This window comes from Brevundimonas sp. Root608, from assembly GCF_001427825.1.
Taxonomy (GTDB): Bacteria; Pseudomonadota; Alphaproteobacteria; order Caulobacterales; family Caulobacteraceae; genus Brevundimonas.
The window spans coordinates 307,173-323,126 of the sequence record NZ_LMGT01000001.1; the positions used below are offsets into that span (position 1 = coordinate 307,173).

13 protein-coding genes are annotated in these 15,954 nt (G+C 61.3%); 12 read left to right on the plus strand and 1 reads right to left on the minus strand.

From position 1 onward, the window contains the following. Complete coding sequence (locus ASD59_RS01515) at nt 1-1,020, minus strand: helix-turn-helix transcriptional regulator (RefSeq protein ID WP_055827272.1); 1,020 nt, start codon at nt 1,018-1,020, stop codon at nt 1-3. Nucleotides 1,021-1,099: 79 nt separating this feature from the next. Here ASD59_RS01515 and ASD59_RS14120 point away from each other — a divergent pair, with 79 nt between their 5' ends. The 12 genes from ASD59_RS14120 (at nt 1,100) to ASD59_RS01570 (ending at nt 15,916) form a co-directional block, all read left to right on the plus strand. After that, the gene (locus ASD59_RS14120; RefSeq protein WP_056614994.1) at nt 1,100-1,393 is read left to right on the plus strand and encodes a hypothetical protein; all 294 of its coding nucleotides are present in this window, start codon (nt 1,100-1,102) and stop codon (nt 1,391-1,393) included. Nucleotides 1,394-1,404: 11 nt separating this feature from the next. Then, a complete protein-coding gene (locus ASD59_RS14125) occupies nt 1,405-1,626 on the plus strand; it encodes a hypothetical protein (RefSeq protein ID WP_156376884.1) in 222 nt (73 codons plus the stop codon). A gap of 31 nt (nt 1,627-1,657) precedes the next feature. Next, entirely contained in the window at nt 1,658-1,978 is a 321-nt protein-coding gene (locus ASD59_RS01525; RefSeq protein ID WP_055827278.1) for a hypothetical protein, read from the plus strand. A 46-nt stretch (nt 1,979-2,024) separates the two neighbouring features. Beyond that, nucleotides 2,025-2,567 carry a hypothetical protein gene (locus tag ASD59_RS14130; RefSeq protein ID WP_156376885.1) on the plus strand — a complete coding sequence of 181 codons (543 nt, stop codon included), beginning with the start codon at nt 2,025-2,027 and terminating at the stop codon, nt 2,565-2,567. A 137-nt stretch (nt 2,568-2,704) separates the two neighbouring features. Continuing rightward, entirely contained in the window at nt 2,705-5,251 is a 2,547-nt protein-coding gene (locus tag ASD59_RS01535; protein ID WP_055827284.1) for an AAA family ATPase, read from the plus strand. Next, nucleotides 5,248-6,549, plus strand: coding sequence for an McrC family protein (locus ASD59_RS01540; protein ID WP_055827288.1), 1,302 nt, complete (start codon nt 5,248-5,250; stop codon nt 6,547-6,549). Before ASD59_RS01535 ends, ASD59_RS01540 begins: the two co-directional genes overlap by 4 nt. Nucleotides 6,550-6,593: 44 nt before the next feature. Further along, nucleotides 6,594-6,902, plus strand: a complete 309-nt coding sequence (locus ASD59_RS01545) for a hypothetical protein (protein WP_156376886.1) — start codon at nt 6,594-6,596, stop codon at nt 6,900-6,902. A gap of 251 nt (nt 6,903-7,153) precedes the next feature. Continuing rightward, complete coding sequence (locus ASD59_RS01550; RefSeq protein WP_055827294.1) at nt 7,154-8,866, plus strand: hypothetical protein; 1,713 nt, start codon at nt 7,154-7,156, stop codon at nt 8,864-8,866. 255 nt (nt 8,867-9,121) lie between these two features. Next, nucleotides 9,122-11,488, plus strand: a complete 2,367-nt coding sequence (gene hsdR / locus ASD59_RS01555) for an EcoAI/FtnUII family type I restriction enzme subunit R (protein WP_055827297.1) — start codon at nt 9,122-9,124, stop codon at nt 11,486-11,488. A 19-nt stretch (nt 11,489-11,507) separates the two neighbouring features. Then, nucleotides 11,508-13,070 (plus strand): class I SAM-dependent DNA methyltransferase, encoded by a 1,563-nt coding sequence (locus ASD59_RS01560; RefSeq protein WP_055827300.1) that lies wholly within the window; start codon nt 11,508-11,510, stop codon nt 13,068-13,070. Next, complete coding sequence (locus ASD59_RS01565; protein WP_156376887.1) at nt 13,067-14,212, plus strand: restriction endonuclease subunit S; 1,146 nt, start codon at nt 13,067-13,069, stop codon at nt 14,210-14,212. Before ASD59_RS01560 ends, ASD59_RS01565 begins: the two co-directional genes overlap by 4 nt. Before the next feature lie 60 nt (nt 14,213-14,272). Continuing rightward, entirely contained in the window at nt 14,273-15,916 is a 1,644-nt protein-coding gene (locus tag ASD59_RS01570) for a DUF6119 family protein (protein ID WP_055827306.1), read from the plus strand. The last annotated feature ends 38 nt before the right edge of the window (nt 15,917-15,954 follow it).

Here is a 15,954-nt window from a genome sequence, read left to right on the forward strand (position 1 = left end):
CTAACTCTGGACCAGATCTGCGACAGCTTCGGTCGGAATAGAGGAACTGTGCCGCGCGAGGGCTGAGTTGAGCTCTGCGACCATGATCTCGCGCAAGCCGGCAGGAGAAAGGATCTCCACCTCCGTGCGCCAGGTGAACAGGTGCCAGGCAAGCTCGAGCATGCCGCCGGTCTCAAACTCCACCAGCAGGGAACCATCGCCCTGAGCCGTAACCACCTGGCCGGGATGGAACCTCCAGCGCTTCGCTTCGGCGGCTGCGTCGCCTGTAAAGCGCAGCTTCACCTGCTCGACGCGGTCATGGAATACGCCAAACGAACGCGCCGTGTAGTCAGCAATCGAGAAGGTATCAGGCGCGGCGCCGGTCGCTTCCAGGACCTCGAAGTTCTGGATCCGGTCGAGCCGCCAGTTCCGCGGCTGATCCGAGCCTATCTCTGCGCCGACCAGATAGTTCATACGCTCGAAGAACAGGCCGTAGGGCACAAGGGTGCGAACCGATCCTGGGTTTGACCCGCCCAGATAAGAGAACCGGACCTGATACATGCCCATCAGGGCTTGGCGGATCCCTGTCAGAAGCCGCGGATCCTCCACGGGTTGGGGGCCTGCGCGGATCCCTGTCAGCTCCGCACGCGAAAGGGCCTCGACGTCGGGCGAGATGCGCCGACGATGCTCCGCCTTCAGCGCGGACTTCACCTTGTGGTCCAGGCCCTCGAGCGTCGCCGCCCGGTTCCGGTGTCCGCCATCGCGCAGGGTGTCGATGGCGCGCGACAGCTCCACCAGCTCGTCGATGGTGGGTGATTGGAAGAAGCCGTCGAGCCCCCTGGGAATCCGGAAACGCTTGCTGACGCCTTCCTGCAGCACCTCCATCTGCGGAAACACATGAGCGATCGCATCGCGCATGCGCTCGGCGGTCCTGCGGCACACACCCAGTTCCTCGGCCATCTCCTCGGTGCTCATCCCTTCGGCGCTCGCAGCCAGCCGGCGGGCGAGCTCCAGGACCAGGGTCACCTTTTCATGTCGCATCGAGCCCCCTCCGATTTACGACCGAACTTGTCGGAAAAGGACTCTAGCGTGTGGATCGTAGCCAACAAGGGAGGAAATCATGGGACTTCAACTGACCAACCACGCATCCGTCCGCGCTAACCAACGCGGCATTCCGCACGGACTGATCGAACAACTTCTCGCACACGCAGACATCGAGACCCGCGTCGGCGGAGGATGCGTGGCGCTGAGCGTCAGCCGTCGGCGCCTGGCGGACCGGGACGTGCGTCGCAGCATGGGGCGAGACCTCGACCGTCTGCGCAATCTGGCCGTCGTCTGCAATGCAAGCGACGGGTCGATCGTGACGCTGTTGCATGAACATGGCGCACGTGCCCGTCGCTATCACCGCGCATAGGGGCCGTCTCAATGACCAACTCGGTTGAACAGTCCGGTGGACGCCATCTGTATCGGGCGCAATATTTGCATCGGCCGACCGGGGAAATCGCGCAGTTCCATCCGACCTCCCGACCCGTCGCCTTGGACATCGCCCGTCAACTCGCTTTTGACGGCGAGGCGGAAGTGAAGATCATCGCCCAATCGGACGGAACAGTATGGACGCTCGCGGCTTTCGCGGGCCTTCGCTCGTGAACCGATCGAGGATCGGGGCGGGGAGCCGGCCATGACAATGTTCTCGTGCAGCTTGCTCGTCGTTGATCCGATTGCGGACCTGCAAACCCTCGAAAACTCCGCGCTACCAAACGCGCGTCACGTCAGTTTGGCTGGCTTGCCCTACCGGTTCGGGCCGAGTGAAGTCTCAGTCTGGGCCAGAAAACGCGCGATCGACATCTATTACGTGGACAACTGCTGGGTTCGCGTGCCGGTCACGCCGGAGGAGCTGCGGATCTTTCTGCATGACATGGGGGCGACGTGCTCCGAGCTGACGACGTTTTCGGAGCCGGACTTCCGACAATCGTTGATTATAGACGCTGACGAGTTCTAGCGTCGGATACTCCGGACATGACAGCCGAATTGCCAGGGAGGGCGACTTGGGGGCGTTTGACGAAAAGCACATCACCCGCGCGATCGAACGGTTGCCGACCATGGGGACGCGCGAGATCAGAGACCTACGGGATCGAGCCGAGCGGCAAGAGCTTGGAAGCCTTCTGGACGCTTGCGAACGAGAACTCGCTCTGCGGCCGATCGAGCTGTCGGCTGTTGACGCCGAGGCTCATGCCCGCATGGCGGACGAGGTCAATGACCTCGATCTGGTCGACACGATTGCAGTGGCGTTCAGCAAGGTGAAACCGCCGAACGAGGAAGAGCTGCAGTTCCTCCAGTGGGTCGCCGTAAACCCGGGCGGCACCTACCAGGAGGCGCTCAAGGTTCGCGGCAAAGGCGACGTCGGCCTGTTGATTGGTCATCTCGTATACGACCGGTTCGGGTGTTTCCGACGGTTCGTCATCGATGGGCAGGACCTTTCCAGCATCCTGCTGGTCAAGGAACGTTCGGGACCGAGCGTCAGCTACCGGCTGAAGGCCGAAGCGCGCGAAGGCTTGCAACGAGCCGGCGTATTGGCCTCGCAGCCGTAACCCCTCCCCATTCGCGCCAAGCCGAAGCACAAAACTCCTGGACCTGCCGCGGGCAAACGCCCCAGGGGTGATCCGAGCCTCGGCGTCAGCGCGGTGTTCGAATCTGCTCCGAGCAGTCAGCCGAAAAAGACGGAACGATGAGAGAAGCTTTCAGAGAGTGGCTTGGTCAGCGCGGGTTCACTGCCAAAACCCAGTCGGTTCAATGGTCCCAAGGCAACCGCTTGGAGACTGCGTTTGGAGATCTGGACGCGGCCTATGACCTTGACGCGTTGGCGGCTATCCGCACCACGCTCACCTACTCGAAACAGGACGAACGGAACGGGCGGCCCAATCCGGCTCCCTTCCAGATCGATGGCGATGTCTACGCCAACCTTGCCGGATATCGCGCGACGCTAACCTACTACTCGCAATTTCGAACGGCCGAAGCCGGTGGGGAAGTCCTTGCCCCCGCTCCCCTGAACCTGGCCGTACTCCAGGAAATGAAGACCCAGTTCCTTGAGCGATATCCCGACTTCCGAGAGCTCGGATTTCAAGCCAGGCACGGCGCCTATTGGGACGACGAACGCGCCTACAAGGATGTCGTGCTGGATCGTGTGGAGCAGGCTCTGTCGTCTGCCGACGCCGATGAATCAGCAGGCGCCAGACTTCTGAAGCTGATGTGGCAACCCCCCGCTAATTTCGTCGATTGGCGCGCGCTTGCCCACCTCGACAGCCTATCCCAAACGGACCGTCAGGCCGTCACCGATGCATTGGACGAGATGTTGGCCGATTCAGGTGCGGCATCGGCCAGCGCGGCGCGATGCGCAAGTCGGATCCACCCCACGTTCACTGGAGGGGCGCTTCGAACCCTGGTGACGACAGCGCAGGCGCTGACGCGTCCGCAGGATGCGATAGCGGTCAAGACACAGTATTTGCAGCGAGCCGCCAAGCGTCTGACGGGTCGGGGACCTTTCAAGTCGAACGTCATGACGGAGGTAGAGTACGGCGAGCTCCTGTCTCTGGTCCAAGGCGTATTCACCATCATGCGAGACGACTGGGGCTGGTCGCCGCGAGACTTCTGGGACGTCCAGAGCTTCCTGTGGGTGACGACCGATGTCGCATCCAACGATACCGATCTAGAGAAGGCTGCAGCGCCGATGACATCCGAACCAGCCGCGGCGGTCGCCCCAACCAATCTGATCCTTTATGGTCCGCCAGGGACGGGGAAGACGTGGACGACGGCCAGGCGCGCCGTCGAGCTGTGCGATGGCGATGCCCCCGAAACTCGGTCGGCGCTGATGGCTCGTTATCGCGAGCTCGTGGCGCGCAAGCGCATCGGCTTCGTCACCTTCCACCAGTCCTATGCCTATGAGGATTTTGTCGAGGGTTTGCGTCCCGAAACCGGTTCGGATGGTGAGGGCGCCGAAGGGGGCAGCACCGGCTTCTCACTGCGGTCTCAACCCGGCGTGTTCCGCAAGATCGCGGACCTGGCCCAAGCCAACCGAGGTCGGCCGCTTTCCGAGCCGACGTCCTACCGGGAGCGTCAGGTCTTCAAAATGTCGCTCGGTCGAAGCGGCCAGGATGAGGGCGCGCGCATTTTTCGCGACGCGCTGGAAGGTGAGTACGTGGCGCTGGGATGGGGCGGCGATATTGACTGGTCCGACCCTAGGTTTGAGGCGTTTGACGCCGTCAAGGCGCGTTGGCGGCAGGACCATCCTGACGCTACCGGCCAAGATCCCAACGTCCAGCAGCTCTATGCCCTGCGCTCGTGGATGAAGGTTGGCGACCTGGTTGTAGTCTCCGACGGCAACAAGGCGTTTCGGGCGATCGGCGAGGTCACCGGGCGATACGAATACGTCGCCGGCGAACACTCGGACTACAACCATCGGCGCTCGGTACGCTGGCTTTGGCACAGCGCTGAACCTCTGCCGCGCGAGCTGATCTACGGTCGCGGTTTCAGCCAGGTCTCTATTTATAATCTGGATTCCGAGCAGATCGCCTGGCCGGCTCTCGAGCAGATTATTGCAGGAGCCGGGGAGGCTGCAGCCGTGGGAGCCGCGCCCGAACCCTATGTCCTGATCATCGACGAGATCAACCGGGCCAACATTTCGAAGGTCTTTGGCGAACTCATCACTTTGATCGAGCCAGACAAGCGGACCGGCTGCACCAACGCCCTTTCCGTCACGCTGCCGTACTCGGGCGAGACCTTCAGCGTGCCTGCCAACCTGCACATCATCGGCACCATGAACACCGCGGACCGTTCGATCGCCCTATTGGACACCGCTCTGCGGCGTCGGTTCGAGTTTGAAGAGCTCCTCCCCGATCCAGAATCTCTTGCTGAAGCGAGCGCACGGACGGGGATTGATCTGGTCAGCGTCCTGAAAGGCCTGAACAGCCGTATCGAATACCTCTTCGACCGCGACCACCAGATTGGTCACGCCTTCTTCATGCCCTGCCAGACGCCGGACGATGTGGCCCAAGTAATGCGCACACGCGTCATCCCCCTTCTGACGGAGTACTTCTACGAGAACTGGGAGAAGGTCCGCCAGGTCCTTGGTGAGGTTGAGGACGAAGGCGGCTTCGTCACCCGCACGCGGCTGAAACCGCCAGCGGGCGGTGATGCCTACGAGAGCGGGGAGGGCCGTTGGCGGTATGCAGTTCGATCGAAAATTGCATTGGCTGCTTACGATCAGCTGAAGCCTTGAGCCGCCATACGCTCCGCGAATGGGAGTATCTCACCATCGGCGACGGTGCCGCCGGTGGTGAGATCACGCGCAAGGCAGCTGATCGGTTGGTGGCTGCCGCAAGGCAGTCTGAGCTGGGCGGCGCAGACGGTGAGACCATCCTGGTCAACGGGCACGCCCGGCTGCGCGCCCAGCAGACGGTAGGGGTTCTGGTTACGCCTGACGCGACCTTGGAGATCCTGCCCAAGATCGACGGACTGGATGATGGCTCCACTCGCCAACGGCTCATCCACATGTTGGCGCGCGTGTTGGATCTCGACATCGCCAGTGGCGCTCTGACGCGGCTGGGTTGGCAGCACCACGACCTTCTGGAGGTTTTGATCCGGCTCTTCTGCGATCAGCTCTTCACGGTGGTTCACCGCGGCCTGCCGCGGCGATACGTGCCCAAAGAGGATGATTTGCCGGCGCTTCGTGGCCGGCTGAATGTGCCGCGCCAGTTCACCGTTCTCGCAGCGAGTCCCCAGCGCCTCGCCTGCCGCTACGATGACCTTAGCGCTGATATCGCCCTCAATCAGATCATGAAGGCTGCGGTGACGCGGCTGCGCCGGATCGCCAAAGCCTCGGAAACCCAGCGTCGGTTGTCTGAGCTGGCGCTTGTGTTTGCGGACGTCAGCAGCGTCCCTGTTCGCAGCCTGCCGTGGAACGAGGTCATCCTTGATCGCACCAACGCGACTTGGGCGTCCTTGCTAGCCTTGGCGCGCCTCCTGCTCGGAGAAAAATTCCAGACTACGAGCCTGGGCGCAGGCGAAGGCTTCAGCCTGTTGTTTGAAATGAACACCCTGTTTGAGGAGTTCATTGGTCGGAGTCTTCAACGGGCTCTGGCAGGCAGCGGTTTGACGGTTCGGCTTCAGGGCCCGCGAGACCATGCTCTGCTGTCCGACGACAACGCCTTACGGTTCGCGACCAAGCCTGACATCGTAATCTCTGATGGAAATCGGGTCCGGCTAATCATTGATACCAAGTGGAAGCGGCTGACCGGCCCGGTCGAAGACCAGAAGCGCGGCGTCGGCCAGGCCGACGTCTATCAGATGATGGCATATGCGCATGTCTATGGCTGTGACCGACTGATGCTGCTCTACCCGCATCATGAGAAGGCAGGCAGTCTCGAGGGGCGACAGACAGGGCACCTAATCAGGGGGACCGATGATGCCCGCCTTGCGATCGCAACGGTTGGCTTGGCCGATTTTGCCGGCTTGGATGAGCGGCTGAGGTCTCTGGTGAGTTCGGGAGTCCAGCCGTCTCTCGCCTACGCAAACTGAGATCAAGTATCTGTAATGTTTATGTTTTGGAGTATCGATTAATCATGGAAACCGCACGGATCATCCTGACCGCAGGTAACGTTCGCAATCACCACTTCTACCTCCGCGGATGTTCACAGATCATTCCGGAAGGTGGCTTGGGCGGCAAGAACAAGGCCGACCTCGGCGTCCCCTTCACCGTCAGGTTTGAGCCCGGACCCACAGTCTTGACAGACGTTGACGCGGCCAAAATGATCTTGCGGGATCGGAAAGCAACGCGCGCGTTCTTCGAGGGTGCGGCGGCCCGGGAAGGCGACGTGGTCGTCTTGGATCGGTTAGGAGACCGTGAGATTTCGGTACGATTGGAGAAATAGTGTCCAGCGATCTGTTTTTGCAGGTGAGCAGTGGATAGACGAAGGCAGCGGGGCTGTGTTTTTAGGCAGGTCGCTCGTGTACGACTTGGCTGAGACGCCCGTCATTCTCGCCGATAATCCGGAGATCCATAAGATCAGTGAGGGAGGATTGAGCTGCTGATTTGATGATCCTCACGCAGTTCGATTGGAATGGTTAGCGCTGCCGCGCCGTCACGGAGAGGGACCAGATACTGACCGAGTCTTCAGACGCCGTGCGAGCCTTCTTCTCTGCCTTGGACAGACAGGAGGCGAAATTTGTGCCGGTGCTCAGGAAGGACCGACTTGGCCTCTACCTGAGGGCCACGGTCAACGAGCTGGATCTGGCCGAATACGTACGGAGGACACGCGCCAATCGCACGGACGAGGACAGTGAGCAGTTCTACATCATGCACTTGGGGGCCACGAGGCTCGTAAAGCTGGCGCTGGAGGCTCGTCCGGGTTTCGATGTTCCCACGCTCACCTATCGCAGGGACAGCAGGATCGCGCGGCCTGTGCTTCAAATCGTATCCGGAATGGGCATGATCGAGCATGGCCGACGGGTCGCGCAGACGGCCATGGCCGGCACGGGCGAGATCGAACATGTCGGCAGCAAAGAGTTCATGATCACGCTGCCCGCCAAGCTGTTTGACGACCAGTACTACGAACGATCAATCGCTGAGCACTACACCAGCGCCCACACGAGGATGGTCGAGGAAGCCCTTCATGGAGAGGCGTTCTCAAGCGCGCGCGAGGAGGTCGACCGACTGCTCGATGAACTTGTTTATCCGTTCAAGACCCACTTCATCGGTTACGGTGGAGACCCGCTGCTAGATGAGTACTTCTACGCGCTAGCCTTTCAGCGTGTTGCTCTCGAGGATGGGTACGACACCTTCAACTACGCGGTCGAGTTCGGCGGGGTCAGTTTCCAGAAATTCATTCTCGCGATCACGTTCCTGCAGTCACTGTCGCTGCGTCACGAGAGGTTTGCAGAAGCCCTGTGCGCCAAGGACAGCAAGGTGCGCATTGAGAACGTCCTCACGATCTCAGCTGACCCCGCCGCCTTTGTCGATACGATCCGAGAGGCGCTTTCACACTTTGGAGCGCAACTCGAAGAGTTCGGGGGAATCACCACGGAGGACGCTGAAACCATCTTCCGTGTGCTCTCGGTTGGTCGGGAAAATACTGCGCTTCTGGACCGGCCTGGGTGCTCCCTGCCGCCACTGATCAGAACGTCGGAAGGGGGGGTGATCAGATGTCAGACCGGATCCCTGAATCGCCCAGTGCTCTTCCTGCTGGACTCCCTTCGGTTTCATTTTCCGACAGACTACGACAGGAACCAGGCACGGCGCGAACAGTCGATGCAGGCAGCCATGCGGCGCGTCCTCGACGAGCTAGGACAAGACTTCACATACCTAGAAAACGTCAAGCTACGCCTCGGGGGAAGGCTGATCACCGATGTGGACCTTGTCGCGATCGACGGAGCCTCCGGGCAGATGATTCTCGTCCAGCTGAAGCACCAAGATCCGTTCGGGATGGACATCGCGACGCGCGAGAGCCGGTCAAGGCGTCTGAAGCAGCAGTCGCAGGCATGGCTTACCGCCACCTCGCAATGGATGGCCGAGGTCGGCGATCGTGGCCTCCGCTCGGCCTTCCGGCTTGAGAAGACTGTGCCCGATCCCACGATCTATCGGATGATCGTCGCCCGTCACTTCAGCTATCCCCTTCGCGGACTTCCCGACCAGCAGGATGTTGCGTTCGGAAACTGGCTGCAATTCTACAATGCCGTCGAGCTCGTCAGGATAAGAAACGAGGGAACATCTCTCGCCCGCGTCTTCGACACGCTGCAGGCCAGCCAAGAGCCCGGTGGGAGGCAGGAGCACCATAACGAGCCGCCAAGCGAGTGGGTGATCGATGATCTGAAGTTTACGATCCGCCAAGCGAGCTGATCAGCTGTAAACGCGCCGCCCCACCGGAGATGACCTTCCCTCCTTCCGGTACCTGACCATGCGCCTAGTCTCTAGGTTTGCGATCAGCAAGGCCGGGGTGCGCGTGGAGGCGGTCTTAATTGATAGTGGGTGCCGTCGCCTGTCTGGAGAGACGGGTGTCCAATCGAGTTCTGGAATAGTCTCGATTTTCGGATAGGTTAAGCGAAAGCGAGACCATTCTGGAGGTTTGGGATTGAGAGATCGGGGCGGGCTTCAGTGAGCAATGAAGCAGACACTTGCCGCAAGTTCATTGTACCCAGGCTCCAGACCGCTGGGTGGGACACCGCCCCTTGCGCCATCAATGAGCAGCGTAGCTTTACGGACGGTCGTGTTCTGTTCGTGGGCGGCGTAGCGAAACGAGGCAAGCGGAAGCGCGCCGACTACATCCTTCGCTATCGACCGGACTACCCGATCGCCGTTGTCGAAGCGAAAGCCGAATATCAGTCAGCCCAGGACGGCGTGCAGCAAGCGCGCGATTATGCCGAAGTGCTGGGGCTACGTTTCGCCTACGCGAGCAATGGGCGAGAGATTATTGAAATTGACCTTGTGGCCGGCGTCGAGGTCGGGCGGGAGGACTTCCCCACTCCGGCCGAACTATGGCAGCGCCACCGCGAAGCGCTTGGTCTCCCTAACGCCGAAACCGAAACCAAGCTGCTGACGTCCGGTTATCCCGATGCCGAACGACCACTGCGCTACTATCAAGAAATCGCCGTCAATCGCGCGCTGGAGGCCATATTGGCTGGTCGGCAACGCGCGCTGCTCAACCTTTGCACAGGTGCGGGCAAGACGGCGGTCGCATTCCAACTGTCTTGGCGGCTGTGGGCTGCTGGCTGGAACAAGCGGGGCGACCACCGGAAGCCAAAGATACTGTTTCTCGCCGACCGCAACATCTTGGTGGATGACCCGAAGGACAAGACCTTCGCGCCTTTCGGCGACGCCCGTTGGAAGATTGGGGCGGGACAGGCGATCCATAGTCGGGACATCTACTTCTCGACTTATCAGGCGATCGCCGAAGATGAACGCCGTGCTGGGCTTTACCGTGAATACACCCGCGACTTCTTCGACCTGATCATTATCGACGAATGCCACCGAGGCAGTTCGCGCGCGGATGGCTCTTGGCGCGAAATCCTCGAGTGGTTCGAGCCGGCCTACCAACTCGGCATGACCGCCACGCCTCTCCGTGAGGAGAGCCGGGACACCTACGCATACTTCGGGGAGGCGCTCTACACGTACTCACTTGCCCAAGGCATTGCTGATGGGTTCTTGGCGCCCTACCGCGTGCACCGCATCGTCACAGACCTTGATGCGGCCGGCTGGCGTCCGACCGCTGGGGAACTGGATCGCTACGGCCGCGCCGTCCCCGACGAGGAGTATCAAACCAAGGATTTCGAGCGCGTTGTGGCGCTACGAGCGCGAACCGACGCCATCGCGCGTCATCTGACCGACTTCCTGAAGAATACCGACCGCTTCGCCAAGACGATTATCTTCTGCGTCGACCAGGATCACGCCAGCGAAATGCGTCAAGCGTTGGTGAACCTGAACTCAGATTTGGTGGCGCGCTATCCCGACTATGTCGCGCGCGTCACTGCCGACGAAGGCGACATCGGTAAAGGAAAGTTGTCCCGTTTCCAGGACCTAGAAGCGGAGACGCCGGTGATCCTGACTACCTCTCAACTGCTCACGACCGGTGTCGATGCGCCGACGTGCAAGAACGTGGTTTTGGCGCGCGTAGTCGGATCGATGGCCGAGTTCAAACAGATCATTGGACGAGGCACCCGTCTGCGCGAGGACTACGGCAAGCTGTGGTTCAACATCATCGACTACACCGGGACCGCTACCGAGAAGTTCGCCGACCCCGCCTTCGATGGCGATCCGGTCGCGGAGGTGCGAATCGAGATCGACCCGAGTGGCGAAGTCGTAACGTCAGAGACCGAGGACCATGAACAGGCGGAGGAGCAGGAAGAGGCGAACGGGCCGACTGAACTGCCGCCTGATGATAACGACGTTCTCCCGCGCAAACTCTACATCGACGGTGGCCAGGTCGAGGTGGTGGCGCACTTGGTCTATGATCTCGACACCGAGGGTAAACGGCTCACCTGCCGCAGGCTGACAGACTGGACGGGCGAGAAAGTTCGCACTCTGTTCGCCACGCCGGCCGCGTTCCGTGCGGAATGGGCGCTGCCCGATAAGCGCGCTTCCGTTATCGAGGCGCTGGCCGATCGTGGGATTGACCTCCATGCCCTCCAGGCGGACGCTGAACGGCCGGACGATGACCCCTTCGATCTCCTCTGTCATCTGGCCTGGAATGCGCCGCTCCTAACGCGGGCAGAGCGAGCACAGCGGCTGCGAGTCGCGAAGTCGGACCTGTTCACCCGCTACGGGGAGGACGCGCGCGCCGTGCTGGACGCGCTCCTCGACAAATACGCTGGCAGCGGTCCGGACCAGCTTGCCTTACCGCAGGCGCTCAAGGTCCAGCCCGTATCCGATTTTGGCAACCCGAGCGAGATCGCGCGTCGCTTTGGTGGGCCGCAGGCGATGCGTAAGGCGGTGGCGGAGTTGACCCAAGCGCTCTATGCCGCCTGACCGCCGACTAGGGAATCACATGGCCCGCGCCAAGAAGACCGCCGCTCCCCAAGCTACCGCCCAGCGCCTGGATTCCATTGTGAAGTCGGCCCGCAAGATCATGCGGAAGGACAAAGGTCTGAACGGAGACCTCGACCGGTTGCCTGTGCTGACTTGGATCATGTTTCTCAAATTCCTCGACGATCTTGAGCGCGTTCACCAAGACGAGGCTGAACTGGCTGACGAGCCCTTCCACGCCGCGATCGAGCCGCCTTATCGCTGGCGCGACTGGGCGGCCGACAAGGACGGTATCACCGGCCCCGACCTCCTCTTGTTCATCACCGGTGATGAAACCACCCGGCCCGACGGCACGCGGGGCCCTGGCCTGTTCGCTTATCTTCGTTCTTTGCGGGGACAGAACGGCGGCCGGGATCGGCGAGACGTAGTCGCGACAGTCTTTCGTGGTGTCACCAACCGAATGGAGAGCGGCTATCTGCTAAGGGACGTGATCAACCTGATCGACGGCATCCACTTCGATAGTTCCGAGGAAATTCATACTCTCGGCCGTCTTTATGAAACGCTTCTGCGCGAGATGCGCGACGCGGCTGGCGACAGCGGTGAGTTCTACACTCCGCGCGCCGTTGTGCGGTTCATGGTGGAACGCGTCGATCCACGGATTGGCGAGACCGTGCTTGATCCGGCTTGCGGCACTGGAGGCTTTCTGACCGAAGCCTACGGCCACATGGTGCGTCAGGCTGATACCGTGAAGAAGCGTGAACAACTTCAGGCGGGATCGCTCAAGGGTGTCGAGCCAAAGTCGCTGCCCTTCCTGCTGGCCCAGATGAACCTTCTCCTGCATGGGCTGGAGGCGCCGGAAATCGATCCCGGCAACGCCCTGCGCCACCGCCTGACAGACATCGGCGAGCGGGAGAGAGTGGAGGTCATCCTGACCAACCCGCCCTTCGGTGGCGAGGAAGAGGCGGGCATCCTGTCCAACTTCCCCGACGATCGACGCACGGCCGAGACAGCGCTGCTGTTCCTCCAACTCATCATGCGGCGCCTCAAGCGTGGGGGCCACGGGCGAGCGGCGGTGGTCGTGCCACACGGCGTGCTGTTCGGCGACGGGGTAGCGGCTCGGATCAAGGCCGACCTGTTGGAGCGATTCAACCTGCATACGATCGTTCGCCTGCCGGAGGGCGTGTTCGCGCCTTACACCGACATCGCTACCAATATCATTTTCTTCGACACGACCGGACCCACCAGCGACATCGCATACTGGGAGCAACCGGCGCCCGAGGGGCGTCGCAAGTACTCCAAGACCGCGCCTTTGCAGTCGGCTGACTTGGCCGACCTTGCGAACTGGTGGGACACAAGAGGCGAAGACCCTTGCGCCTGGACCGTGCACGGTCCAGGGCTCATCGAGCGAGACGAGGCGGGCTTGGTTCGCGCCGTAAATCTCGACCTAAAGAATCCCCGCTCAAAGAGCACCGCGGACCATCGCGCACCCACAGAGATCGTCGACGCGGCCCTAGCCAAGGAGCGCGAGGTGGTGGCGGCGCTGGAGGAATTGCGCGTGCTGCTCGCGAAACGCGGTGCGGTATGACCAGTTGGCCCAAGGTGCCGCTTGGCGAAGTGCTCACTTCTGCCTCTAACCGTATCGTCCTTGATCCTGAATCGACTTACTCGCAGGTAACTGCTCGTCTCTGGGGCAAGGGTCTCAAGCTTCGTGGGCAACTTAAGGGTGCTGAGATTTCAGCAACCCAGCAGAATGAAGTGAAGACCGGGCAGTTTGTGATCTCCAAGATCGACGCGCGCCACGGCGCGTTCGGAATTGTGCCGCCCGAACTGGACGGGGCGGTGGTCTCGAATGACTTCCCATCGTTTGACGTCGACGATCGGCGGGCGGTCCCGGCCTACGTCGCGTGGGTAAGCAAAACCGACTGGTTCGTTGCCCTTTGCAGGCGCGCCAGCGAGGGAAGCACCAATCGCGTGCGACTAAAAGAGGCGCGGTTCCTTGCGCAAGAGATACCTCTCCCGCCCCTTGCTGATCAAAGATCCATCGTGGCGCGACTGGACGCGGCCGCGGAGGCGGTAGCCTCACGCGCCCATGCCGCTGACGCAGTAGGGGCAGAGACCGCTGCGGTCTTGCGCGCCGCTTTCACACGCATCGCGGCCGATGCCCCGCGCGTCGCAATGGCCGAGGTCGCGCCGCTCGTTCGCCGTCCTGTAGTCATCGACCTCGACGCGGCCTACCCGGAACTTGGTGTCCGTTCGTTCGGCAGAGGCACCTTTCACAAGCCTGCCCTGCCCGGCATCGAGGTTGGTTCGAAAAAGCTGTTCCGCATCGAAAACGGTGATCTGCTCTTCAATATCGTGTTCGCTTGGGAGGGCGCTGTCGCGGTAGCCCAACCCGAAGACACGGGTAGGGTGGGCTCTCATCGCTTTCTCACCTGCGTCCCCTGTCCCGAACGCGCCACATCGAAATTCTTGCGATACTGGTTCCTTAGCGAAGAAGGGCTTCTGGCCCTCTCGCAAGCATCGCCCGGCGGGGCTGGCCGCAACCGCACCTTGGGCATTAAGGCGCTGGAGAAAATCGCAATCCCCGTCCCCACGTTGGATGACCAATGCTGGTTCGACGACCTGCAAGTTAAGGCAAATGCTGCCTGCGTAGCTCAAGGACAAGCATCCGGCCATCTAAGCGGCCTGCTGCCGGCGATGCTCCATGAGGCCCTCAGTCCGGCGTAACGCCTAGCTTCTTGCGATCTTCGGTTCCGCGAACCACGATACCCTGAAGAAGGGGCCGGAATGACCGAGAAAACTCAGAACATTAACCTGCGACTCCTGCGAGAGGACGTCGAACCGGCCGGTGCCATTCGGGCTGGCGTGACCTTAGAACCGTGGGCTGCGTTCGAAGGCTCCCAAGTCGCAACCGGCGCCTTGGGCGGCGGATATCCAGGGTGGACAGACTTCCTGGATTTGCCGGCTGCCACCAAGAACAATCTGATCCAGAGGTCCGCCTACGGGCTCGCGTTTCTGAAGGCTGACGCAAGGTGGTTTGCCGTCTCTTTCGGCATGGGGCACTCCAAACTGGACCAGACGGCGTTCGAGCAGGACTTCGGCCTGCGCGTTGTTCTGAACGCTGTGGACCACACCAAGCTGCGCAGTGCGGACCTGCGGACGCCCGACTCCAACACACTAAGCCGTAGGTCCCAGACCAGCCGGGGATCGGAGCGGACGGCGTTCGAGATTGATCCGGAGCGCGACATTGTCCGGGGGCTGCTTGGCGAGCCTAAGGACAAGACATTCGCGACTCGGATCAGTGGAAGCGATGCGCTCACGATCCGACGTAAGGTCAAGCTGGACGATCTGCCAAGCATCTGCTCTCGGGCCTTGGCGTTGCACGGCCTCGACGACTACAAAACCGAGTTCGGGTGGATCGACCAAATCAAGCACGTTCGAGACGCTAAGGTGCTCGAAAGGCTGGACGGGGCCCTCGCAAGCGCCCTGACTGACGCGTTGGCGAACAACCCATCGGAGGTTGATGACATAGGGCTGGCTTACCCGGTCATCTACGACCCCGACAAGACCGACTGGGTTCGCTTTCGGGGCTTCTCGTCACAGTCGGTTTTTCCTGATCTGGAAATCGTCCACTATCTGTCAGACCTGAAGGCTAAGAGCTTAAGCGTCTACGATAAGGACTTCCTCTCTCGACACTCGGTCCAGGAGTGCGACGAGAAGGGCCAAGTAAACGGCCAAGCGTGGCCGGTGAAGGACTGCCTCGTCTTCGAAACCGTCCTCGACGGTGAAACCTTCACTCTGTCCGGTGGCCGGTGGTATCGGATCGACGCCGACTTGGCGAAGGAGGTCGCAGCGTACTTCGCCAACACCGATAAGGTGGCGCTTCCGGATGCCCACGCCGGTGACAACGAAAAGCGATATAATGCCCGTGTGGAGGCAAGCGGAGGGGACTTGCTGTCCTTGGACGTTAAACTGGTGAAGCCGAGCGATTCCTCTACTTCGATTGAGGTCTGCGACTTCCTCGGCAAGGACAAGCGGCTCATCCACATCAAGGACAAGTCCGAGTCTTCGCGGCTCAGCCACCTCTTCAACCAAGGCCTCGTGTCGGCGATCGCGCTAAAGCGGGACGGGCCATTCCGTGATCGCGTTCGCACCAAGATCGCCGAACAGCCGGGAGGCGCGGATTACGTCGACCTCGTGCCCGCCGCCGGCACTCACCTGGTGCCCGCCGACTACACCGTTGTGTTCGGCGTCCTCGTGAACGGCTCGCCGAAGAAGGAACCGAGGCTGCCCTTCTTCAGCCTGATCACCTTCCGCCATGCCGGCCGCCGGATCGCTGACGAACTCGGCTACAAAGTCGCATTCGCGTGGATAAAGAAGCCCGCAGCGGGGGTCGGGAAAAAGGCGGAGCGCCAGAAGAAGGAACCATAGTCGACGAGACGATCACGGCCTCCGCCTTTGCAACGGTT

Excerpts from the sequence above, each read along its gene's own strand:
- ASD59_RS01515 (WP_055827272.1), bottom strand. The coding sequence starts at position 1,020 with ATGCGACATGAAAAGGTGACCCTGGTCCTGGAGCTCGCCCGCCGGCTG.
- ASD59_RS14120 (WP_056614994.1), top strand. The coding sequence starts at position 1,100 with ATGGGACTTCAACTGACCAACCACGCATCCGTCCGCGCTAACCAACGC.
- ASD59_RS14125 (WP_156376884.1), top strand. The coding sequence starts at position 1,405 with ATGACCAACTCGGTTGAACAGTCCGGTGGACGCCATCTGTATCGGGCG.
- ASD59_RS01525 (WP_055827278.1), top strand. The coding sequence starts at position 1,658 with ATGACAATGTTCTCGTGCAGCTTGCTCGTCGTTGATCCGATTGCGGAC.
- ASD59_RS01535 (WP_055827284.1), top strand. The coding sequence starts at position 2,705 with ATGAGAGAAGCTTTCAGAGAGTGGCTTGGTCAGCGCGGGTTCACTGCC.
- ASD59_RS01545 (WP_156376886.1), top strand. The coding sequence starts at position 6,594 with ATGGAAACCGCACGGATCATCCTGACCGCAGGTAACGTTCGCAATCAC.
- ASD59_RS01560 (WP_055827300.1), top strand. The coding sequence starts at position 11,508 with ATGGCCCGCGCCAAGAAGACCGCCGCTCCCCAAGCTACCGCCCAGCGC.
- ASD59_RS01565 (WP_156376887.1), top strand. The coding sequence starts at position 13,067 with ATGACCAGTTGGCCCAAGGTGCCGCTTGGCGAAGTGCTCACTTCTGCC.
- ASD59_RS01570 (WP_055827306.1), top strand. The coding sequence starts at position 14,273 with ATGACCGAGAAAACTCAGAACATTAACCTGCGACTCCTGCGAGAGGAC.